17 protein-coding genes and 1 pseudogene are annotated in these 21112 nt (G+C 66.3%); 7 read left to right on the top strand and 11 right to left on the bottom strand.

All coding sequences use genetic code 11. The features are described 5' to 3' along the window. Positions 1-135 precede the first annotated feature (135 nt). On the bottom strand, positions 136-891 hold the full coding sequence (locus J8I26_RS03845) for a YoaK family protein (protein ID WP_209604204.1): 756 nt from the start codon (positions 889-891) through the stop codon (positions 136-138). 307 nt (positions 892-1198) lie between these two features. Between J8I26_RS03845 and J8I26_RS03850 the strand changes: the two genes are divergently transcribed. After that, complete coding sequence (locus J8I26_RS03850; protein ID WP_209604206.1) at positions 1199-1462, top strand: hypothetical protein; 264 nt, start codon at positions 1199-1201, stop codon at positions 1460-1462. 315 nt (positions 1463-1777) lie between these two features. On the opposite strand, the gene J8I26_RS03855 is transcribed toward J8I26_RS03850, so the two are convergent. Next, a complete protein-coding gene (locus J8I26_RS03855) occupies positions 1778-2305 on the bottom strand; it encodes a CBS domain-containing protein (RefSeq protein ID WP_209604207.1) in 528 nt (175 codons plus the stop codon). A 360-nt stretch (positions 2306-2665) separates the two neighbouring features. On the opposite strand from J8I26_RS03855, the gene J8I26_RS03860 reads away from it, so the two are divergent. Both J8I26_RS03860 and J8I26_RS03865 read left to right on the top strand, forming a co-directional pair. Further along, entirely contained in the window at positions 2666-3244 is a 579-nt protein-coding gene (locus J8I26_RS03860; protein WP_209604209.1) for a DUF4142 domain-containing protein, read from the top strand. 282 nt (positions 3245-3526) lie between these two features. After that, complete coding sequence (locus J8I26_RS03865) at positions 3527-3811, top strand: hypothetical protein (protein ID WP_245200032.1); 285 nt, start codon at positions 3527-3529, stop codon at positions 3809-3811. Positions 3812-4217: 406 nt separating this feature from the next. Here J8I26_RS03865 and J8I26_RS03870 read toward each other — a convergent pair. The 4 genes and pseudogenes from J8I26_RS03870 to J8I26_RS03885 all read right to left on the bottom strand — a co-directional run. Beyond that, positions 4218-4745 (bottom strand): annotated as a pseudogene (locus J8I26_RS03870) (type 1 glutamine amidotransferase domain-containing protein); the annotation flags it as partial. A gap of 71 nt (positions 4746-4816) precedes the next feature. Next, positions 4817-5026, bottom strand: a complete 210-nt coding sequence (locus J8I26_RS03875; RefSeq protein ID WP_209604213.1) for a hypothetical protein — start codon at positions 5024-5026, stop codon at positions 4817-4819. Between the two features lie 141 nt (positions 5027-5167). Then, complete coding sequence (locus J8I26_RS03880) at positions 5168-5437, bottom strand: hypothetical protein (RefSeq protein WP_209604215.1); 270 nt, start codon at positions 5435-5437, stop codon at positions 5168-5170. 1 nt (position 5438) lies between these two features. Continuing rightward, a complete protein-coding gene (locus tag J8I26_RS03885; protein ID WP_209604217.1) occupies positions 5439-7133 on the bottom strand; it encodes a thiamine pyrophosphate-binding protein in 1695 nt (564 codons plus the stop codon). Between the two features lie 311 nt (positions 7134-7444). Here J8I26_RS03885 and J8I26_RS03890 point away from each other — a divergent pair, with 311 nt between their 5' ends. The 4 genes from J8I26_RS03890 to J8I26_RS03905 all read left to right on the top strand — a co-directional run bounded on the left by J8I26_RS03890 (position 7445) and on the right by J8I26_RS03905 (position 14136). Beyond that, positions 7445-8470, top strand: coding sequence for a Ku protein (locus J8I26_RS03890; RefSeq protein WP_209604219.1), 1026 nt, complete (start codon positions 7445-7447; stop codon positions 8468-8470). Beyond that, on the top strand, positions 8467-11100 hold the full coding sequence (gene ligD, locus J8I26_RS03895) for a DNA ligase D (RefSeq protein ID WP_209604221.1): 2634 nt from the start codon (positions 8467-8469) through the stop codon (positions 11098-11100). Before J8I26_RS03890 ends, ligD begins: the two co-directional genes overlap by 4 nt. A gap of 319 nt (positions 11101-11419) precedes the next feature. Beyond that, positions 11420-12526, top strand: a complete 1107-nt coding sequence (locus J8I26_RS03900; protein ID WP_245200033.1) for a nucleotide excision repair endonuclease — start codon at positions 11420-11422, stop codon at positions 12524-12526. A 278-nt stretch (positions 12527-12804) separates the two neighbouring features. Next, positions 12805-14136, top strand: coding sequence for a hypothetical protein (locus J8I26_RS03905; protein WP_209604223.1), 1332 nt, complete (start codon positions 12805-12807; stop codon positions 14134-14136). Positions 14137-14232: 96 nt separating this feature from the next. On the opposite strand, the gene J8I26_RS03910 is transcribed toward J8I26_RS03905, so the two are convergent. The 5 genes from J8I26_RS03910 to J8I26_RS03930 all read right to left on the bottom strand — a co-directional run bounded on the left by J8I26_RS03910 (position 14233) and on the right by J8I26_RS03930 (position 21059). Beyond that, positions 14233-15030: a transporter substrate-binding domain-containing protein gene (locus tag J8I26_RS03910; protein ID WP_209604225.1), complete on the bottom strand. Its 798-nt coding sequence runs from the start codon at positions 15028-15030 to the stop codon at positions 14233-14235. Between the two features lie 133 nt (positions 15031-15163). Beyond that, entirely contained in the window at positions 15164-15820 is a 657-nt protein-coding gene (pdeM, locus tag J8I26_RS03915; protein ID WP_209604228.1) for a ligase-associated DNA damage response endonuclease PdeM, read from the bottom strand. Beyond that, positions 15817-18342 (bottom strand): ligase-associated DNA damage response DEXH box helicase, encoded by a 2526-nt coding sequence (locus tag J8I26_RS03920; RefSeq protein ID WP_209604229.1) that lies wholly within the window; start codon positions 18340-18342, stop codon positions 15817-15819. Before J8I26_RS03920 ends, pdeM begins: the two co-directional genes overlap by 4 nt. Next, positions 18332-20002 carry an ATP-dependent DNA ligase gene (locus tag J8I26_RS03925; protein WP_209604230.1) on the bottom strand — a complete coding sequence of 557 codons (1671 nt, stop codon included), beginning with the start codon at positions 20000-20002 and terminating at the stop codon, positions 18332-18334. The genes J8I26_RS03920 and J8I26_RS03925 overlap by 11 nt, the downstream gene beginning before the upstream one ends. Next, entirely contained in the window at positions 19995-21059 is a 1065-nt protein-coding gene (locus J8I26_RS03930) for a ligase-associated DNA damage response exonuclease (RefSeq protein ID WP_209604231.1), read from the bottom strand. The genes J8I26_RS03925 and J8I26_RS03930 overlap by 8 nt, the downstream gene beginning before the upstream one ends. Between the last annotated feature and the right edge of the window lie 53 nt (positions 21060-21112).

Here is a 21112-nt window from a genome sequence, read left to right on the forward strand (position 1 = left end):
GACGCAGGCCAATGACGCCCCGTTGGGCGCTGGCAGCCGGAAGTCCGGCATCCGCATGACTCGCAGTAACGACAACAACAAAACGAAAAGGCGCCCGCAGCGCCTTTTTTTGTGTCCGCTTGCCCATGATGGGCGTCAATGGCGCGACAGATCGTCCATCAACGGCACCAGCGCCAGCACGAACAGCGATGCCGCCAGCGGCACGGTGGCCAGGAAGCCCACGGCCTTGAAGCCCAGCGCGCCGGCCACGCCGCCCAGGAAGAACATCAGCAGCAGCGAGGACAGCAGCGCAAAGCGTCGCCGCGCCGGCGGCAGCGGATCGTCGCCGTTCAGCTCGCCGGGCGTCCTGGGCGCCATCTTCCAGTAGCACATGCGGCCCAGCTCGATGCCGATGTCGGTGACCAGCCCGGTCACGTGGGTGGTGCGGATCTCCGAACGAGAGATCTTGCTGATCATGGCGTTCTGCAGGCCCATCACAAAGCACAGCAGCATCACCGTCACCGGCGCGAACAGCAGCCGATGGCCGTCCAGGTTGCTGCCGAGAATGCCGAAGCACAGCAGCAGCATCGCCTCCAGCATCAGCGGCATGGCGTATTCGCTATGCAGACGCCGTCGCCGCGCCCAGTTGATCATCACCGCCGAGCCGGCCGCGCCCACCATGAAGGCCAGCAGCGAACCCACGCCGGTGGCCAGCAGCATGGTCTGGCCCAGCACCAGGTCATCGGCCATCGCCGATACCACGCCGGACATGTGCGAGGTGTACTGGCCCACGGCCAGGAAGCCGCCGGCATTGACGGCCCCGGCCACAAAGGCCAGCGAACGGCCCAGCTGGCGGTTGGACGACTCGGAACGGGCCGGGCTGGTGAGCCGGCGCAGGTAATTGATGGGCATGGCGATTCCAGAGAAAGCGGCGCACAAGCTTTGCACATTTCATGCCATTGCCGTGCGCCGGGCGATGGTCAGGCTCATCTTCAGTCAATCCTACAGGCACAGACGGCGAGTTCTTGCTGTCATCGGCCGGCACGCTTTCTATGCTGGAAGGGAGGATGTCTAGGATACGTCCTCTTGAGCCGATTCGCTGCCCTGGCGGCGGGTCAATGCGGCGCGGCGTGACGCAGATCAGGCCGATGGCGGCGATCTGCCCCCGATGCGCGTCCGTGCAACACCCGATAAACCTCAACTGAAGACAGGAGACGCCATGTCGATCCCGGTGGACTTGCCCGGTGGGCAGAAGATGCACGAATGGCCGGCGCCCAACATGCAGCCGGGCGTGGAGCAGATCGCCGGCGGCGGTTTTCGCGGCGTGGTGCTGATTGGCCGCGCCGAGGGCGGCGAGCCCAGCACCTATCTGTGCGAACCGGTGCGCGCGCTGCGCGATGCCGCCTATGACGACGCGCTGCAATATGTGGCGCAGCACCAGTCCGCGGCATACAAGCGCGACGACGTCAGCGAGCATTTGTAGGGCGTGCCAGGATATTCAGGTCGAACGGCCAAAAAAATGGCCGCCTGGGGAGGCGGCCGGAGGGGGAGGGATATAAGACGCCGGAGATCGGGGGAATCTCCGATGAATTTCTGCTTATGAAACGACCCGTGGGGATAAACCGATTAGGGGTGGACATCTTTCATGGCACGACGGAGGGGGACGTTCGTGCCGGAAATTTGCTGTCCTCGGTTTCGAGTTCGTTGGAATGCATAGTAGCCATGCACTGCAAAAAAGAAGATCGGACAGCGCCCCATCCGCGTGTCAGAAAAACCCTTACAAGAGCGGCCCGGGCGTTCAGCTGCGTCCCAGATTGACTTCGGCCAGGTCGGCATTGACCACCTCCGGCAGCTCATATTCGCCGGAGCGCGGCACATTCGGGCGGCGGCGTGCCGGGGCCGCCGGCAGGGAAATCTCGCCCAGCGCGCCGGCGATGCCGCTGTTCTGCGTCTTGGCGGCGACGTCGCCCAGGCTGACGATGCCCACCAGCTTCTTCTGGCGATCCATCACCGGCAGGCGGCGGATCTGGCGCTGCACCATGTCGTCCAACACATCGTCGACCGGCTCGTCCTCATAGCACCATAGCACTTCATGGCTCATCACGTCCCTGAGGCGAACGGAGTCGTTCAAACGATTCTTGGCGACCGCGCGCAGCACGATGTCGCGGTCGGTCACCAGGCCGACCAGCTGTTCGCCGTCGCAGACCGGCACGGCGCCGATATCGAGCTCATCCATGGTCTGCGCGGCCAGGATCACCGAGTCGTCGGGTTTGAGCGTATGGGCGCCGCGCGTCATGACGTCGGCAATGGTGCGGGTGGGATGCATGGCAGTCCTCCTGGGGTGTGGTGTGAATGTCCGGGATGCGCGCAAGCCCTGCGGCTTCCCGGGCTGATATTTCAGCCTAGGCAACAGCGCCTTATGCCGCAATGCCGCATTTCCCCTTTGTGGCGTCGGCAGATTCGCGCAGCGCTGCCGGAAAACACCGACTGCCGCATGCCTGAGCCATCGGTCACCGCCGGTGCAGCATCGCTGCCCCGCCAAGCTCGACGCTGGCCGATGCCAGCTCCGCCGGTGCTCCTTCATTGCTCCTTGATTCTTACAAGCGTCATTGGCGCCGTCTGATGCAAAGCGGGCGGGGCGCTGGCTAAAGTGAAGTTATTGACGACACAGAGAAAAGGAAACGCCATGCCCTCCATTCTTCGCCCTCATGCCCAAGCCGTTGGTTCGCGCACCTCCGGCAAGTTGCGCCGTGTAATAGGCACTACCGCCTTGTGCGTTGCCGGCGTGGCGCTGGCGATCAATGTGCAGGCCGAGAGCGTGCCCGGCAAGGACAAGAGCTTCATGGTCAAGGCGGCCGAAGCGGGTAACGCCGAGGTCGCCGCCAGCAAGGTGGCCTTGGAGAAGTCCAGCAACCCGGCCGTGAAGGACTTTGCCCAGAAGATGATCGATCAGCATACCCAGGTCGGCGACGAACTCAAGCAACTGGCCTCCAGCAAGGACGTCAGTCTGCCGTCGGAGCCCTCGGTGGCGCAGCGCGCCAAGATCGCCGTATTGGACAAGCTGAGCGGCGCCACCTTCGACAAGCGCTACGCCAGCATGATCGGCGTGACGGCGCACAAGGACGCGGTCAAGCTGTTCCAGAAGGCCTCCACCTCGGCGCAAGATCCGGATGTGAAGAATTTTGCGGCCAAGACTTTGCCGGGCCTGGAGCAGCATTTGCAGATGGCTACCGAGCTCAAGAGCAAGGTCGATGCCGCCAAGTAAGCTCCAGGCAACAGCAAAGAACCAAGGCGAAACAGGAGTAATGGAGGGGGAACGCGGCACGCCGCCCCGGCCACGACCGGGAAGCGTTGCGCGCCGGCCGCAGCCTGATGGCGCGGCTGGACAGTGCGATGCAGCAGGCGCATCATCCGCAACGGAGCCGGTGCTTTCACAGGAAGCGCCGGCTCCGGTCTGTTGACTGATCTTTCCGGCTTCCGGCATTTCCGCGATCCCCCGTTTTGCTGTTCGTGTCTGCTTCATGCCATGCGGCAAAGGAGTGCGCTCATGAAACGTCTCGCCAAATCCGCCGACAAATCCCACGGCAAAACGGCCCATCAACCGCTTGCAGCGATGTCGTGCGCCGAGAAGTTCTTGCCGCGCGTGGCCAAGCTGGACAAGAACAAATATGCGGCCTATGTCGATCTGCCTCTCGGGTATTTCTGGGAAATGGCCCAGCAGGAAGCGCCCCCGGTACGCATCTGCAAGAAGCGCAAGAGCGCCGAGAAGGCAGCGCTGGCGCTGGTAGCCATGGTGAGGAAGCAGGAAGGCGCAACGCGCAAGCGCGCCTGATGCGCGGGATGGGCCTTGGAAGGCTGACTTTCCGGGGGCATCGCGCCAAGTTAATCGGCAGGTCCGTGCCGCTTAAAAAAACGGCGGATGAAGATCGCTCTTCATCCGCCTTCGTTTTGCTCCTCATCTGGTCGCTGATTCCTCGGACGTCCATCCCTCTGGCAAAAGCTCGCTCCCGGCGCCAAAGCGGCCGGAAGGGGATGCGTACGCATCAACCGTCGCTCTGGTGCGACTGCCCGTGCGCCACCGCAAAAGCCTCGCTCTCGTGCTCGGCCGGCGCCGAGGGCGCGGTACCCTTGCCGGACAGCTTCTTCTTGCCGGTCATGTCGGTACCGTCCCCACCTGCTTCATCGCCGGCGGCAGCCGGAGCCGGCGGGTTCAGTTCACGTTTTTGCTGCTCGTCCAACAGCTTCATGAATTCATTGTTGAAGGCCGGAATGTCGGCCGGTTTGCGCGAGGAAACGAAGTTTTCGTCGCGCACCACCTCCTGGTCTACCCATTGGCTGCCGGCATTCTTGAAATCGTCTTGCAGGCTGGGCCAGCTGGTGACGGTGCGTCCCTTGGCCACACCGGCCGAAATCAGCAGCCAGCCGCCGTGACAGATGGCGGCGATCGGCTTTTCGGCATCGTTGGCCGCGCGCACGAAAGAGCGCGCCTGCGGCAGCATGCGCATGGCGTCGCCATTGACCACGCCACCCGGCAGCAGTACCGCCGAGTAATCATCTGCGCGGGCCTCGTCGATGGTCATGTCGACCGAGACCACCTCACCCTTGTCGACGTGCTTGAAACCCTGCACGCTGGATTTCTTGTCCGACAGGATGTGAACCGTGGCGCCGGCCGCCTCCAACGCCTTCTTCGGCTCCAGCAGTTCGGCCTGTTCAAAGCCGTCCGTGACGAGGACGGCAACCTTCAGGTTACTGAATCGGTTTGCCATAGCGATATCTCCCTTGAAAAATGAAAAGCGGCCGCGGCGCAAGACCGGGCCGCCTGCCGTATGGATGAAATTCAGTGCTTGCCGGACTTCACCTGATTTCGGTTCTGGTGGTCGCCGCGAGCATGCGCCATGTCGGGCGCCTTTTTGATGCGAGTGATGTTGGACGTGGCCACCGGATCGCTGTTGGGAAAACTCATCTCGTTGGCCTCGTCCAGGGTCACCTCGGAGGGCGTGTCATAGTCGTTGGGGCGTTCATTCTTGCCTTGTTTGGATGCAGTCATGGATATCTCCTTTGAGTCTTGCCGTAAAAAGAGCTTACTGCCGGGCGCGTTGCAACCGATATAAGCGGGCTCCTCAAGCGCATGTAAGAAAGAACGCATATTGCTGAGGCGTAAGCGCGGCCGTGCGCGGTCATTGCGGCGTCACGGCCAAGGCGCAGGCGTGACATCCTCGAATTGCGCTTGCTGTCTGCCGCCGGCCGGCACTGCACCGGTTTGGCGGCCAGGATGCAGCATGGCGCCGGTGATCAGCTCCAGCTCGCGCTCGGCGGCGATGAAGGCGGCGTCGGTGAGGGCTTGCTCCTGCACCGGCCAGTTCGCCATGGCCCAGCGCTTGTACTCGGCAAAGCGCGCGCGCAGCTCGTCGGCATAGCGCTCACGCTGGCGTTCCAGGGTGTCGTCAGGGGAATGCATGTCAGCCTCCTTTCATTGCAATCAGGCTTTCGCGCACCTTGGCCATGCCGAAGCGCCAGATCTGTTCCATCTTGATGTGCGGCATGGTCGGCAATTCCGAGGCGTCGATGAAGACGTTCAATACTGCCGGGCCGGGCGCGGCCAACAACTGCGCGATGCCGTTGTCGAGCTCGTCGGGCGTGCGCGCTGTGAAGCCTTGCGCGCCGCAGGCCAGTGCAAAGGCGGCGAAGTCGGGGTTGGGGAATTCAGAGCCTTCAAAGGCCGGCAAGCCGGCTTCTTCCATCTCCAGGTGCACCAGGCCCCATTCGCGGTTGTTGAACACCACCACCTTCACCGGCAGCTTGTGCTCGACGCTGGTCATGAATTCGCCCAGCAGCATGGTGAAACCGCCGTCGCCCACCGCCACCACCACCTGGCGCGCGCGATCCAGCGCCTGAATGCCGTTGGCCTGGCCCAGCGAGGTGCCTACTGCGGCATTGTTGAACGAGGCCAGAATGCGCTGGCGACCGCTCTGGCGGATCCAGTTGCCGCACCACAGCGTGACTACGCCGGTATCCACCACGAACACCGCATTGTCTTGGGCCAGGTCGCCCAGGCGGCGCGCTGCGCGTTGCGGCTTGATCTTCTTGTGGTGGCGCTTTTCCTCGGCGTCGCGGTCCAGCGATGCGTTCCATTTCTCGCGGTCGGCGTTGGCCTTGTTGAGGAAGGCGCCGTCGGTCTTGCCGTCCACCCGCGCCAGCAACTGCTTGACCGCGGGCGCCACCGAGCCGGTGATGCCCAGCTCCACCGGTGCGCGCCGGCCCAGCACGAAGCCGCGCTCGTCGATCTGGATCACGCGGGTCTTGGTCGGCAGGAATTCGGAATAGGGATAGTCGGACCCGAGCATCAGCATCAGCTCGGCGTCATGCAAGGCGTCGGTGCCAGGCGCGCCGCCGATCAGGCCGACGCCGCCGATCCAGTGCGGATGGCTGAACGCGGCCATGTCCTTGGCCTTGAAGGTGTGCACCACCGGCGCCTGCAGCTTGGCGGCCAGCGCCAACACATCGTCGATGGCCTCGCGGCAGCCGTTGCCAGCGAAGATGGCCACCGTCTTGGCGGCGTTGATCAGCTTCGCCGCAGCCTCAATTTCGCTTTCGGCCGGCGCCAAATCGGCACGGCGGCGCAGCGTGGCGATGCTGGGCACCGACTGCGCCACCTTGGCGCCGATCACGTCGGCCGGGATGTTCAGGTGCGCCACGCCGCGCTGCGCATAGGCCTGGGCGATGGCCTGGTGGAACACCGCCGGCGCCTGCTCGGGGCTGGTCACGGTCTGGGTGTAGCAGGCGACGTCGCGAAACAGGATATCCGGGGTGTTCTCTTGCAGGTAGTCGGTGCCGCGCTTGGCGGCCGGCACGCCGCCGGAAATCGCCAGCACCGGCGCATGGTCCTTGCGCGCTTCATACAGGCCCGCCACCAGGTGATTGGAGCCGGGGCCGGTGGTGCCGCAACACACCGCCAGCCGCCCGGTCAGTTTGGCCTGGCCGGCTGCGGCCAGGGCCGCGCCTTCTTCGTGGCGCACGCCGATCCACTCGATGCGCTTGTCGCGGCGGATGGCTTCGGTCAAGGGATTCAGGGCGTCGCCGACGACCCCGAAGATCTGGCGTACGCCGATCTGGTAGAGCGTGTCGACAAGGGTTTCTGCAACGGTGGCGGACATGGCGGCTCCATGGAAAATGATTCGGATCATGCCGAGACTAAGCCCGGCCGCGCCGCGCCTGTATCGGCGGGAGCGGTAAATCCCTGTAGGAAAGCCTGATCTTGTAGTCGGCGCGCTGCCTTGATGCACAGCAAACCGGGACAAGCTCAAGCAGGGGACGACCGGCCGGAAGTCAGCCCGCAGCAGGAACGCATTCCTACGCCGCCTTCATCCGCCGGCTGACTGCGGGGCTGCGGCTGCGCTTCGATAATCAGGCATGGGACCAAGGGCCAAAGCGAGGGCCAAAGCGCCCAACGCCAACGGAGACTGCCATGCGCCGCGCACTGTGGAAGGGAGCGATCAGCTTCGGCCTGATCAACATTCCCGTCGAACTCTTCACCGCCGAAAAGAACGATGAGCTGGACTTTCATCTGCTCGACCAGCGCGACCTGGCGCCGGTGGGCTACAAGCGCGTGAACAAGAAGACCGGCCGCGAGGTGCCGTGGGACAACATCATCAAGGGCTACGAGTACGAAGAAGGCAAGTACGTGCTGATGTCCGACGAGGACCTGCGCCGCGCCAACGTCGAGGCGACGCAGAGCATCGATATCCAAAGTTTCGTCGAGGTGGAGCGGGTGCCGATCCTCTACTACGAACAGCCGTACTACCTGGCGCCGGCCAAGGGCGGCGACAAGGCCTACGCCTTGCTGCGCGAAACCCTGCTGGCCAGTGGCAAGATGGCCATCGCCCAAATCGTGATTCGCACCCGGCAGCATCTGGCGGCGTTGCTGCCGCAGGGCGACATGCTGAACCTGATCACCTTGCGTTACCCGACCGAGCTGCGCGCGCCGGACGACATTTCGGTGCCGTCGCGCACCGCGAAAAAATCCGGGGTGTCGAAACAGGAAGTGGAAATGGCGCGCGCGCTGGTCGAGCACATGTCGGCCGACTGGGCGCCGGCGCAATTTCGCGATACCTACCGCGACGACGTGCTGGCGCTGATCAACAAGAAGATCAAGAGCCGCCAGACGCACGCCGTGGCCGAGCCGGACGAGCAGGCCGCAGCACCCACCGGCAGCGGCAAGGTGGTGGACCTGATGGCCTTGCTGAAGAGCAGCTTGGAAGGGCGCGGCAAGGCGGCGAAGTCTTCCCGCAAGAGCGCCGATGCAGAGGACGGCGACGCACCCAAACCGCGCGTCGCCAAGGGCGCGAGCGTGCACAAGCTGCCGGCGCGCAAGCCGGCGGCCAAGAAGACTGCCGCATCCAAGACCAAGCCGAAGGCAGGCAAAGCAGCTGCGGCAGCACGCCCCGCGCGAGCTGGGACCGCGCGCGGCGCTGCGAGGAGGGCTCAGGCATGAGTGCCGGACACCTCGACCGTTACCGCGCCAAGCGCAATTTCAGCATCACGCCGGAGCCTTCCGGCACCCCCGCGCGCAAGGCGGGCAAGGCCGGCCGGCGCGCGCAGCCGCAGGCGCTGCAGTTTTTCATCCAGCGCCACCATGCGCGCCGCCTGCATTACGACTTTCGCCTGGAGCTCGACGGCGTGCTCAAGAGCTGGGCCGTGCCCAAGGGACCGAGCCTGGATCCGCATGACAAACGCCTGGCGGTGCGGGTGGAAGACCATCCGCTGGACTACGGAACCTTCGAAGGCGACATCCCCGAGCACCAGTACGGCGCCGGCCACGTGGTGCTGTGGGATCGCGGGGAGTGGGAGCCGCATGGCGACCCTGATGCCGGCCTGAAGAAGGGGCATCTCTCCTTCGCGTTGCGCGGCGAAAAGCTGGAAGGCTGCTGGGCGTTGGTGCGCATGGGCAAGGCCGATGAACACGGCAAGGAGAACTGGCTGCTGATCAAGGAAGATGACGAGGCCGCCGCGCACGGAAAGGACGCCGCCGTCACCGAGCTGAGGCCGGAAAGCGTGGCCGACCGGGGTGACGAGGCACCGCAGAAAGCGCGACAGAAGGCGGCGCGCAAGCTCGCCAAGGCCAAGCCCGCCGAGATTCAGGTAGCCGACCTCAAAGCTGCGCGCATGCCCGCGCGGGTCGAGGCCGAGCTGGCCACGTTGGTGGAACGGCCGCCGGATGGCGACGAGTGGCTGTCGGAAATGAAGTTCGACGGTTACCGCGGCCTGTGCCGCATCGCGCGCGGCAAGGCCCGCATCCACACGCGTGAAGGCCTGGACTGGAGCGCGCGCTGGCCGGTGCTGGTGCGCGCGCTGGAAAAACTGCCGGTGGACGACGCCTGGATCGACGGCGAGGTGGTGGCGCTGGACGAGCACGGCGGCATCAGCTTCGAAGCGCTGCAGAACTACACCAACGGCGAGCGCCAGCAGGCCGGCGGTGTGCGCTTGGCGCTGTATGCCTTCGACCTGCTGTACCTGAACGGACATGACCTGCGCGAGCTGCCGCTGATCCAGCGCAAGCAGTTGCTGCGCGAGCTGATACCCGGGGCCGACGACGAAGGTTTGCTGCTTTACAGCGAGCACATCGTCGGCCACGCGCGCGAGGTCTTCAGCCATGCCTGCCGGCACGGCATGGAAGGCATCGTGACCAAGCGCGTCGACGCGCCCTATACCGGACGGCGCGACCGCAACTGGCTCAAGATCAAGTGCGAGCGCCGCCAGGAGTTCGTGATCGGCGGTTACACCGATCCGGCCGGCCGGCGCAGCGGCTTTGGCGCGATCTTGGTGGGCGTGTACGACGGGCAGGGCCACTTGCAATATGCAGGGCGCGTGGGCACCGGTTTCGACGAGAAGCTGCTGGGTTCGCTGCTGAAGAAATTCAAGACGCTGGAGCAGGATGGGCCGGCCTTTGCCAATCCGCCCACCGGCCGCCAGCGGCACGGGGTGCACTGGATCGCGCCGACGCTGGTGGCGGAGGTCAGGTTCGCGCAGTGGACCAAGGCCGGCATCGTGCGCCACGGCGCCTTCGTGGCGCTGCGCGAGGACAAGAAGCCGCGCGACATCGTGCGTGAGGAGCAGCAGCGCAGCGCGCCGGTGGAGCGCGATGCCAGCGACAACAACAGCGACAACAAGCGCACGCCGCCGGCGCGCAAGCGAGCCGGCGCCCGCGGCAAGCCCGACCAGTCGTCGCCGGTGACGGTGGCGGGCGTGCGGCTCACGCATCCCGGCAAGATCCTGTTCCCCGACACCGGTTTGACCAAGCTGGAGCTGGCGCGCTACTACCAGAGCGTGGCCCGGTGGATCCTGCCCGAGCTGAAGCAGCGCCCGCTGTCGCTGGTGCGTTGCCCGGACGGCCATGCCGGCAAGTGCTTCTTCCAGAAGCATGCCGGCCAGGGCATGCCGGACGCCATCGAGCCGGTCGAGGTGCCCGAAGGCGAGGGCACGGCGCAGTACATGATGGTCAACGACGTGGCGGGTCTGGTGGCGACGGTGCAGATGGGCGTGCTGGAGCTGCACGCCTGGGGCTCGGATGCCGGTGCATTGATGCAGCCCGACCGCGTCGTGTTCGACCTCGATCCGGCGCCTGACGTGCCGTGGCCGATGGTGGTGGAGGGCGCGCAGCTGCTGCGCGGGCTGCTGCAGGAGGTGGGGCTGGAGTGTTTCCTCAAGACCTCGGGCGGCAAGGGCTTGCACCTGATCGCGCCGATCCGGCCGGAGCACGACTGGGACCTCGTCAAGGACTGGGCGCATCGGGTCGCCGCGCACCTGGCCCGGCATCTCCCGGAGCGCTTCATCGCGCGCATGAGCAAGTCCGCGCGCGCCGGCAAGATCTTCGTCGACTACCTGCGCAACGCGCCGGGAGCGACCACGGTGGCGGCCTATTCTGTGCGCGCGCGCGCCGGCGCGCCGGTATCGGCGCCGATCACCTGGGAGGAGCTGGAAGACGGCGTCAAGCCCGACGCTTTTCGCGTCGCCAACATGGCTGAGCGGATCCGGCAATTGCAGCGCTCGGATCCCTGGAAAGGCTTTGCAAGCTCACGCCAGCGGCTGAGCGCGGCGATGTTGAATGCGTTCAAAAAGATATGAATTTAGAAATATTTCTAATTTGAAATAAAGACTGAAAAATACCCCGTTGACCATTGTTTTAGGGAAATATTTTCCGTGTGATTCTTTGCCCCGCCTGCACCGGAACGGAAGACGGAAGGGGAGACACCTCATGTGGCGCAATGTCCTACACGATCTTCATCTTCCTGCCGACTGTGCGCGTCATAGGGCAACTTCATAATTCACTTTAAGTTTTTGGGGCGATATGCGCACGGCGGGAGCCGGCATGCCGATCCCGCCAATCGACCGACAGAGCACGTTCAAACGTGACATGAAGAACAACGAGGATATGGCAACCGCCATGAATACCACCAGCTATCGCCACTCCCTGACCCAGCTTTTCACCCGTCACCTGATGCACGCCTCCATGCCCGGCCTGATGCCGGCCGGCCCGGCGACGTCGCGTGCGGAAGCGCCCGGACGCATGCCTGCCGTGCTGGTCGAGCGCCTGCTGCGGCAGGAAGAAAAGCGCGGCGTCAATGCGCTCAACAGGCTCGGCCAGGGCCTGCCCATCGCGACCTTCAATGCGCCGCAGCCGGCCGCCCATCGCGCCGCCACCTACAGTTACCCGATCCACATCGAGCGCGCCAGCATCGACGCCTTGCCGGCCTCGGCCGGGGTGTATATCTTCCGCGGCGCCAACGACATGCCGCTGTACGTCGGCCGCAGCGTCAACCTGCGCAGCCGCGTGCTGGCTCATCTGCACAACCATGAAGAAGAAATGCTGGTGCGCCAGACCCGTCGCATCGAGTTTCGCCGCACCGCCGGCGAGCTGGGCGCGAGCCTGCTGGAGCAAAGCCTGGTGCGCGACCTGCAGCCGCTGCATAACAAGAAGCCGCGGCAGAAACGTTGCCTGTTCACGCTGCGCCTGAGCCTGGACGGTCGGCCGCAGGTGGCGCAGGTGGCCGAGCGCGACTTCAGCCGTGCCGAAAACCTGTTCGGCATCTTCGCCTCCGAGCGCGCCGCGCAGGAAGCCCTGCAAAAACTGGTGGAGCAGCATGAGCTGTGCTCGGTGGCCACCGGCCTCGAAGAGAGCGCCGGCGAAGGCATGGCCTGCTTCGGCCGCCAGATCCGCCGCTGCCGCGGCTGCTGCACCGGCGAAGAATCGCCCGAGCTGCACCAGCAACGCCTGATGCAGGCGCTGGAAGACCTGCGCATCCTGCCGTGGCCGTATCAGGGCCCGATGGGTGTGATCGAGGAAGTCGACGGCTGGCGCCAGGTGCATGTGATCGACCACTGGCGCTACCTGGGTTCGCTCGACGAAGAGCACCAGCAGCTGCGCGCGCGTCCCGCGGCCAGCATGAAGGGATTCGACCTCGACAGCTACAAGCTGCTGATCAAGCCTTTCCTGTTGCAGCAGCTGGACCTGCATGCCTTGCCCGGACTGAAGCTGCCGGCACTGGCCTGAGCGTTTTTCCTTCCTTGCGGCGCCTGTGCGGGCGCCGCGTTTTTGCTCGCCCGCAGAATGCGCGCGTCGATGTAAATCCTCACCGTCGATTGAACATTTTGCGCCGCAGCGTTTCATACCTGCGCTCAGAGGCGGTTTCAAGCCTTCCTGTTCGTCTCCCTCAGACGAGGTTTCGCCCGGGCATGGCGGCGCGCTCAAGTCGCCTTGCACCGATGTTTTACAACGCACAACAACGAGGATCTTTAATGCGAGGCCGACTCCATTCGCTTGCAGCAGTCATGCTGCTGCCCGGCGCCGCCACCATGGCCTGGGCCGCCGACGCCAACGGCAACCTGTGCTCCCCCGATCTCAAGGTCGACAAGGACAAGCTGGCCGCTTACCTGATCAAGACCTATCCCGTCAGCACCGGCTACCTCGCCGTGGGCGACAATCCGGCGCCGCTGAACTCGCCGCGCGCACTGGCGGCCTGGCTGCTGAAAAAGCGCGCGGCCGAGAAGGCCGCCGGCGGTGCGGCCAACGGCGACAGCGCCAACGTCGACCACATGGCCGACGACCTGCAAAGCCTGCTGGACGGCAAGGACGGCCAGTTCAAGGCGTCCCGCCGGGTCGACGCGCAAGCCTTCTTCGGCAGCGGCAACGAGGCCGGGCTCTCCTGCGTAGTGGCCGATGCCCGGCCGACCTTGGCGCATGCCTCGTCGGCAGCCGTCATGACGGCCGCGGCCGCGCCTACCGGCACTTCCGGCCAGCCCACCGTGGCGGCCGTGCCGGCTGCCGCGCCGCCGGCGCCCGAGCCGAGCTGGATGGATCACGTGCGCGTGCGCGGCAACCCCGACCAGTTGTCGATCGACCGCAACAACAAGGCCGGCTACGCCTCGGTGGAGCGCGCCCGCGTGACGCTGGCCAACGACGACGTGGCGGCGTCGCGCACCAACGACATCGTGGCCTACGCCGGCTATTCCTTCGACAAGCGCCCGATCGGCGAGGCCGGCAGCACCTATGAAGCAGTGCCCTACGTCGGCGTGAAGCAAAACCGCGTGACCGCCTACAGCGCCGCCGGCAATACCGTGACCACCACGCGCACCACCCAGATCGGTATGCTGTCGGCCTTCCACTTCACGCATCCGGACTCGGCCAATACCGAAGACCTGACCGCGCGACCCGACTACCTGATCAACAACACCGACGGCAGCCGCCTGCTGACGCTGAACTTCACGCTCACGCCGGTGCGGCCGGGCATCTTGAACGACTTCATCCGCTGGAACAACGGCCTGGCCTTCAAGCCCATCCTGATCGGCCAGAGCCGCAACGGTACCTACATCGACCGCGGCGACCCGGCCGTCTACGACCAGCACCAGGACTTCATCCGCCTGGGCGCGCAGGCCGGCTTCACGCTGGCCTCGACCAACCCGTCGCTGCCTTTCGATTTCACCACTACCTATACCGGCCTGAAGGCCTTGCAGGGCAATCGCGGCATCCACTACTGGAAGTCGGTGCTGACCTACAACTTCAACCAGAACGTAGGCCTGAGCCTGGATTACTCCAACGGCGTGCTGCCGGAAACGGCGGATCCGGAGCGCAAGTGGGGGCTGGGACTGTCGTCCAAGTTCTGAGTCGCCTGCGGCTCTCGGCGCGCGCGTACCTGCGCGGCGCGAAAAAAAACGGCGGATCGCTCCGCCGTTTTTTTTATGCCAGGATCAGGCTTGCGATCACTGGAAGGTGGTCGCCATCTTCTCAGGCAGCGGCACGTTGAGCCATTTCTTGACGATGGTGTTGAGTTCGCCGCTCTTCTTGGCGGCGGTGATGGCGTCGTTGACCTTGGCCATCAGGGCCGGCTCGCCCTTGTTCAGGCCCACGCTGCAGCTGGACTCATGGATGATGTACTTCAGCACCGGCTTGTTGCCCGGCGCCTTCTCGGCCAGCGCATAAGCCACGAAGTCGCCCGTGCCCACCAGTTGCACCTGGCCCGAGACATAGGCCGAGATCATGGCGTTGTTGTCTTCGTAGCGCTTGATGGTGGCGGACTTGGGGGCGGTTTCGGTCAGCTGGATATCCTGGAAGGTGCCGCGCGCCACGCCCACGGTCTTGCCGGCCAGGTCGGCGGCATTGGCCACCTTGACGGCGGCCACGCCGAACACGCTGTTGTTGTAGGGCGCATAGGCCTGCGAGAAGTCGATCACCTTTTCACGTTCGGCGCTCTTGCCCAGGGTGGAAATCACCAGGTCGGCCTTGTGCGTCTGCAGGTAGGCGATGCGGTTGGCGCTGGCCACCGGCACCAGTTGCACCTTCACGCCCATGTTCTTGGCGATCAGCTTGGCCACGTCGATGTCCAGGCCCTGCAATTGCAGCTCGGTATTGACCGAGCCGAAGGGCGCGAAATCCTGCGGCACGCCGATGCGGACCACGCCGGCTTTCTGGATGTCGGCCAGAGCGTCGGCGCGGGCTTGCGCGGCGGTCAGCGACATCAGCCCGAAGGCGATGGCCAGCACAGGGTTGACTGACTTCATTGGATTGTTCTCCTAAGCGATTGTTGTAGATGCAGGCGCCGTCCCGAGGGCGGCGCATGGCGATGGTGTCTGCGCACCTGGATCCCGCAGGGCGCGGGCCGTGGACGATGATACGCCTTTTTGCACAACGGCCTCAGTTGTCCAGTTGTAGGATGCGGTCCTCGGCGGCGAGGAAGATGCGCTGGCCCGGCTGCGGCTCGATGCGGTAGCCGCCGGTGAACGCGCCAAAGGCCGGCAGCATGGCCCAGTTGCCGTCGATCACGAAGCAGGGCAGGCGCAACGCGTCGCCGCCGGCGGCCAGCCGATACACAGGATGCAGGTGGCCGACGATGGCGAACGCGCCGTGCACCGTCTGCGGGTGGTGGCAGAAGGCCAGCGGCCCGAGGCGCCATGGCTCGTCCACCGCCTCGATCCCCAGGCCGGCAGGCGGGTCTCCGGCATGGCGGTCGTGGTTGCCGCGCACCAGCGTCAGTCGCAGCGCGGTGTGGCGCGCGCGCCAGTCGGCCAGCGCCGCTAGCGTGGCCTCGGCGCGCGCGGCCCTGGCGTGCAGGAAGTCCCCGAGGAAGACGATATGCCGCGCCGCATGGCGCTCGATCAGGATATCGAGCAGGTCGAGGTTGGCGCGCGTAGTGCCATGCGGCACCGGAATGCCGCCCGCGCGAAAGGCTGCGGCCTTGCCGAAATGCACGTCGGCCACCACCAGCATGGCGTGCTCGGGCCATAGCAGGGCGCGCTCGGGCAACATGGTGAGGCGTGCGCCGCCGGCGTCGAATTGCTGTAGCAGACTCATGGTTTGCCTTTCGCCGACGGCTTGTCCGCCGCGCGCTCCAGTTCACGCAGCATGCGGGCGACGCGGTCGGCCAGTTTTTCGGTAGAGAGTTTTTCGCGGAAGCGCTCGACCATCAGCGGCAGCGCGAACGGCGTGGGCCGCGCCGGGCGCTGCAGCGTCAGCGTGCGCGCGCGCAGCTCGGCCAGCGTGGCGCGCAGGCGCTGCAGTTCCAGCTCCTGCTCCAGCACTTCGGCCTGGGCCTGGTCCAGCAGCAGATTGCCGGCGTCGTGCTTGCGAAACACCTCGAAGAACAGCGCCGAGGATGCCTGCAGCTGGCGCGCGCTTTTGGGCTGGCCGGGATAGCCCTGCGAGACCAGCCCGGCGATGCGCGCGATCTCGCGAAAGCGCCGCTGCGACAGCTCGGTGGCGTTCAGGCTGGACAGCACGTCGGCCAGCAGGTTTTCCTCACTGAACAGGGCCTGTGCCTGCTCGGGCGCCAGCAACGAGAGATCGGCCTGCTGCGCACCCAGCAACTCGAAGCCGTAGTCGTTGACCGCGATGGAGAAGGTCGCCGGCTGCCCGCGCGCCAGGCGCCATGCCAGCAACGAGGCCAGTCCCACATGCACCAGGCGGCCGGCGAAGGGGTAGAAGAACAGGTGGTGTCCCTCGCGGCTCCTGATCGCCTCCACCACCAGCCGCTGCGCCGTCGGCAGCGATGACCAGTCGCGCTGGAGCTCCAGCAGCGGGCGCACTGCCTGCATCTCGGGGCCGATGAATTTGTCATGCGCGGCTTCTTCCAGCCGGTCCAGCACGGCGTGCGCCAGCGTCGACGACAGAGGCATGCGTCCGCCTTGCCAGCGCGGCACGGCGCCGCTGCCGCTGCCGGCGCGGCGCACCCAGGCAGTCATCTCGTGCACGCGTACGAACTCCAGCATGCGTCCGCCGAAGAGGAAGCGGTCGCCCGGCTTGAGGCGGGCGATGAAGCCTTCCTCGATCGTGCCGATGCGCCCGCCGCGCAGGTATTGCACGTGCATGCTGGCGTCCGAGACGATGGTGCCGACGTTCATGCGATGGCGCCGGGCGATGGCGGCCAGCTCGACCCGGTAGACGCCGTCGGCGTCGGCGCGCACGCGGTGGTATTCGGGATAGGCGGTCAGGCTCTGGCCGCCGCGCACCACGAAGTCCAGCGCCCATTGCCATTGCGCGTCGCTCAGGTTGCGGTAGGACCAGGCCGAGCGCACTTCGGCCAGCAGTTCGTCGGCGCGAAAGCCGCCGCCCAGCGCAATGGTGACCAGGTGCTGCACCAGCACATCCAGCGGATGCTCCGGCACCGGGCGCTGCTCCACCTGGCCGGCGGCGACGGCGTGCTGGGCCGCGGCCGACTCGACCAGCTCCAGGCTGTTGGTTGGCACCAGCGTGGCGCGCGAGACCCGTCCCGGCGAATGGCCGGAGCGTCCGGCCCGTTGCAGCAGGCGGGCCACGCCGCGCGGACTGCCGATCTGAAGGACGCGCTCCACCGGCGTGAAGTCCACCCCAAGATCCAGGCTGGAGGTGCAGACCACGGCCTTGAGCTTGCCCGTGCGCAGGCCTTGCTCGACCCAGTCGCGCACCTCGCGGTCCAGCGAGCCGTGGTGCAGGGCGATCAGCCCGGCCCAGTCCGGTCGCGCCTCCAGCAGGTGCTGATACCACAGCTCGGCCTGCGAGCGGGTGTTGGTGAACACCAGCGTGCTGGCGCTGGCCTCGATCTCGGCCACCACCGCCGGCAGCATCTGCATACCCAGGTGGCCGGCCCAGGCGAAGCGCGAGGGATGGGGCGGCAGCAGGGTGTCGAGGACGATGCGCTTGCGCTGCTCCCCGCGCACCAGCACGCCTTGCGGCGCATCGCGCGGGCCCAGCAGTGCCTGCATGGCCTGCTCCAGGTTACCCAGCGTGGCCGACAGGCCCCATACCGCCAGTTGCGGCCGCCAGCGCCGCAGGCGGGCCAGCGCCAGCTGCACCTGCACGCCGCGCTTGTTGCCCATCAGTTCGTGCCATTCGTCGACGATGATGGCGTCCAGCTTGCCGAAGCGTTGCCGCGCATCGGCCTGCGAGAGCAGCAGCGACAGGCTCTCGGGCGTGGTCACCAGCGCCTGCGGCAGCGATTTCATCTGGCGCGCGCGTTCGGCCGAACCGGTGTCGCCGGTGCGCATGCCGGCCTGCCAGTGCGGCAGCAGCTCCGCCAACGGCGCCTGCAGCGCGCGCAGAGTGTCGGCGGCCAGCGCCCGCATCGGCGTGATCCACAGCACGCGCAGGCCGGTGGCCGAGGTGGGGGCGGACGACGTGCCAAGCATCGGTTCGGCATGCAGCAAGGCGCCGAACCAGACCGCGTAGGTCTTGCCCGAGCCGGTGCCGGCATGCAGCAAGCCGCTGCGACCCGAGGCGGCGGCTTGCCAGAGCTCGCGCTGGAAGTCGAACACCGACCAGCCGCGCGTCTGGAACCAGTGCTCCACCGCGGCCAGACCTGCGCCGTCTTCGGCGATTCTTGTTGCGGCGTTACGTGCCATGCACGTCCTCCGTGGTATGCGGCAGCAGGGCGCGCAGGGTAGCGAGGGTGTCGGCCTGGTCGACCGTCTTGTCCTCGCGCCGGCGCAGGATGCGTGGAAAGCGCACGGCGATGCCGGCCTTGTGGCGGCTGGAGGCGGCAATGCCTTCGAAGCCGATCTCAAACACCATGCAAGGGCGCACGCTGCGCACTGGCCCGAACTTCTCGATGGTGCTCTTGCGGATGATCTGGTCGACGGCGGCAATCTCGGCATCAGTCAGGCCCGAATAGGCCTTGGCAAAAGGCACCAGCGGCCGCTCGCCGCCGGGCTCTGCAGGCTCGCCCCAGAGCGCGAAGGTGTAGTCGGTGTAGAGCGAGGCGCGGCGGCCGTGGCCGGCCTGGGCGTAGATCAAGACGGCGTCGATGCTGTAGGGATCGATCTTCCATTTCCACCAGGTGCCGACGTTGCGGGTGCGGCCGATGCCGTAGCGGGCGTCGACCGCCTTGAGCATCATGCCTTCCACGCCGCGCTCGCGCGAGCTCTGGCGCAGCTCGGCCAGCGCGTCCCAGTCAGCGGCCTCAATGCGCGGCGCCAGCATCAGGGCCGGGCCGGCATGGCGGGCGAGCAGCGTCTCCAGCCGGGTGCGTCGTTCTTGCTGCGGCAGCCCGCGCAGGTCGTGACCATCCTGTTCCAGCAGGTCGTAAGCGATCAGAGCGGCCGGCAGTTCGGCCAGCAGCCGTGCGGACAGGGTCTTGCGGCCGATGCGCTTTTGCAGTTCGGCGAACGGGGCGATGCGGTCGGCCGCGCCATAGCCGTCCGGGCGCCGGATCACGATCTCGCCGTCCAGCACCGTGCCGTCAGGCAAGGCCAGCGCGGCCAGTTCGGGGAAGCGCTCGGTGATCAGTTCTTCGCCGCGTGACCATAGCCAGCTGGCGCCGTGGCGGCGCACCAGCTGGGCGCGGATGCCGTCGTATTTCCATTCGGCCTGCCAGTGCGCCAGCGAGCCCAGCGTGCGCGGGTCGTCCAGCAGCGGGTGGGCGAGGAAGAACGGGTAGGGCTGGCCACTTTCCGACCGGTGATCCTGGCCGCTGTCGGGCGCGATCAGCTGCGTGAAGCGCTCGCCCGTGGGGCGCGCGCGGGCGTCGGTCCAGCCGACCAGGCGTTGCGCCACCAGGGTGGGGTCGAGCTGCGCAACCGCCGCCAGCGCGCGCGTGACCAGCAATTTGGACACGCCGACGCGAAAGCTGCCGCCGATCAGTTTGGACAACAAGAAGCGGCCTTGCCAGTCCAGCTCGTCCCAGGCGGCGAACAGCGCCGTGCGGATGGTTTCCGGGTCGGCGCCGCGCAGTCCGGCAATGCGTTCCCCCATCCAGCGCGACAAGCCAAGGTCGGCGGTATGCGAGGCCGGCGGCAGGATGTGGGCGATGGTTTCGGCCAGGTCGCCGACGGCGTGGTAACACTCCTCGAACAGCCATTCGTCGATCTGCGCGTATTGCATGGCGCAATGCTTGAGCAGCTTGGTCGGCACCGCCTGACGCGGCTTGCCGCCGGCCAGAAAATAAACGGCCCAGGCGGCGTCGTCGGCCTGCGCCCGTGTGAAGTAATCCTGCAGCGCGGCCAGCTTGCGAGAGGTCGAGGTGGTGGCGTCGAGCTCGGCGTAGAGCCGCGAGAACTCACGCATCGGCGGCCTCCGCGATGACGCCTGCGCCGTCTTCGGCTTGTTCTTCGCCGTATTCGGTATCGAAGGCGCCGGCGTCCAGGCCGCTTTGGCGCAACCAGCGCACCAGGGTGGCGACCTGGCCATGGGTGACGATCACCCGTTGTGCTCCCGTGTCGCCGATGGCTTGCAGCAGCGACGGCCAGTCGGCGTGGTCGGACAGCACGAAGCCGCGGTCCACGCCGCGCCGCCGCCGCGTGCCGCGCAGGCGCATCCAGCCGCTGGCGAAGGCGTCGCTGTAGTCGCCGAAGCGGCGCATCCACGGCGAGCCTGCCGCCGAGGGCGGCGCGATCACCAGCGCGCCGGCATAGGCTTGCCTGCTCCCTTTGCCGCCCTTGCCACTTTTGCCGGCGGATTCAATGTCGGTTACCGCCAGCGTGTCGGGCAGGGCGACGCCAGCCTCGCGATAGAGATGATTCAGCGGCGTCACCGCCCCGTGACAGACGATGGGGCCGATGCCTGCGTCAATGCCGTGCAGGATGCGCTGGGCCTTGCCGAAGGCGTAGCAGAACAACACGCTGGCGCGACCCTGGTCGGCGTTGGCGCGCCACCAGCGGTTGATGTCGTCGAAGATTTCGGCTTGCGGCTGCCAGCGGTAGATCGGCATGCCGAAGGTGGATTCGGTGATGAAGACGTCGCAACGCACCGGCTCGAACGGCGCACAGGTGCCGTCGGCTTCCAGCTTGTAGTCGCCCGAGGCGACCCACACCCGGCCCTGGTGCTCCATACGCAATTGCGCCGAGCCCAGCACGTGGCCGGCCGGGTGCAGCGACAGGCGTACGCCGTTGTGGGTGAGGGATTGGCCGTAGGGCAGCGTGTCCAGCGCGATATCAGCGCCCAGCCGCGCGCGCAGGATGCCGGCGCCGGCTTCGGCGGCCAGATAACTGGTGTGGCCGCTGCGGGCGTGGTCGGCGTGGGCGTGCGTGATCACCGCGCGCGCCACCGGGCGCCACGGGTCGATATAGAAATCGCCGGGGATGCAATACAGGCCTTCCTTGCGTACCACGACCATGTCTTCCATGCGCCGCGTCTCCTTGCCCGAGCTTGTCGAAGCTTCAGCTTACCCGCGCCGGC

The sequence above is a fragment of the Herbaspirillum sp. LeCh32-8 genome (genome assembly GCF_017814915.1).
Lineage (GTDB): Bacteria > Pseudomonadota > Gammaproteobacteria > Burkholderiales > Burkholderiaceae_D > Herbaspirillum.

Excerpts from the sequence above, each read along its gene's own strand:
- J8I26_RS03850 (WP_209604206.1), top strand. The coding sequence starts at position 1,199 with ATGTCGATCCCGGTGGACTTGCCCGGTGGGCAGAAGATGCACGAATGG.
- J8I26_RS03865 (WP_245200032.1), top strand. The coding sequence starts at position 3,527 with ATGAAACGTCTCGCCAAATCCGCCGACAAATCCCACGGCAAAACGGCC.
- J8I26_RS03920 (WP_209604229.1), bottom strand. The coding sequence starts at position 18,342 with ATGGCACGTAACGCCGCAACAAGAATCGCCGAAGACGGCGCAGGTCTG.
- J8I26_RS03880 (WP_209604215.1), bottom strand. The coding sequence starts at position 5,437 with ATGCATTCCCCTGACGACACCCTGGAACGCCAGCGTGAGCGCTATGCC.
- J8I26_RS03885 (WP_209604217.1), bottom strand. The coding sequence starts at position 7,133 with ATGTCCGCCACCGTTGCAGAAACCCTTGTCGACACGCTCTACCAGATC.
- J8I26_RS03925 (WP_209604230.1), bottom strand. The coding sequence starts at position 20,002 with ATGCGTGAGTTCTCGCGGCTCTACGCCGAGCTCGACGCCACCACCTCG.
- pdeM (WP_209604228.1), bottom strand. The coding sequence starts at position 15,820 with ATGAGTCTGCTACAGCAATTCGACGCCGGCGGCGCACGCCTCACCATG.
- J8I26_RS03855 (WP_209604207.1), bottom strand. The coding sequence starts at position 2,305 with ATGCATCCCACCCGCACCATTGCCGACGTCATGACGCGCGGCGCCCAT.
- J8I26_RS03875 (WP_209604213.1), bottom strand. The coding sequence starts at position 5,026 with ATGACTGCATCCAAACAAGGCAAGAATGAACGCCCCAACGACTATGAC.
- J8I26_RS03930 (WP_209604231.1), bottom strand. The coding sequence starts at position 21,059 with ATGGAAGACATGGTCGTGGTACGCAAGGAAGGCCTGTATTGCATCCCC.
- J8I26_RS03845 (WP_209604204.1), bottom strand. The coding sequence starts at position 891 with ATGCCCATCAATTACCTGCGCCGGCTCACCAGCCCGGCCCGTTCCGAG.
- ligD (WP_209604221.1), top strand. The coding sequence starts at position 8,467 with ATGAGTGCCGGACACCTCGACCGTTACCGCGCCAAGCGCAATTTCAGC.
- J8I26_RS03900 (WP_245200033.1), top strand. The coding sequence starts at position 11,420 with ATGAATACCACCAGCTATCGCCACTCCCTGACCCAGCTTTTCACCCGT.
- J8I26_RS03890 (WP_209604219.1), top strand. The coding sequence starts at position 7,445 with ATGCGCCGCGCACTGTGGAAGGGAGCGATCAGCTTCGGCCTGATCAAC.
- J8I26_RS03905 (WP_209604223.1), top strand. The coding sequence starts at position 12,805 with ATGCTGCTGCCCGGCGCCGCCACCATGGCCTGGGCCGCCGACGCCAAC.
- J8I26_RS03860 (WP_209604209.1), top strand. The coding sequence starts at position 2,666 with ATGCCCTCCATTCTTCGCCCTCATGCCCAAGCCGTTGGTTCGCGCACC.
- J8I26_RS03910 (WP_209604225.1), bottom strand. The coding sequence starts at position 15,030 with ATGAAGTCAGTCAACCCTGTGCTGGCCATCGCCTTCGGGCTGATGTCG.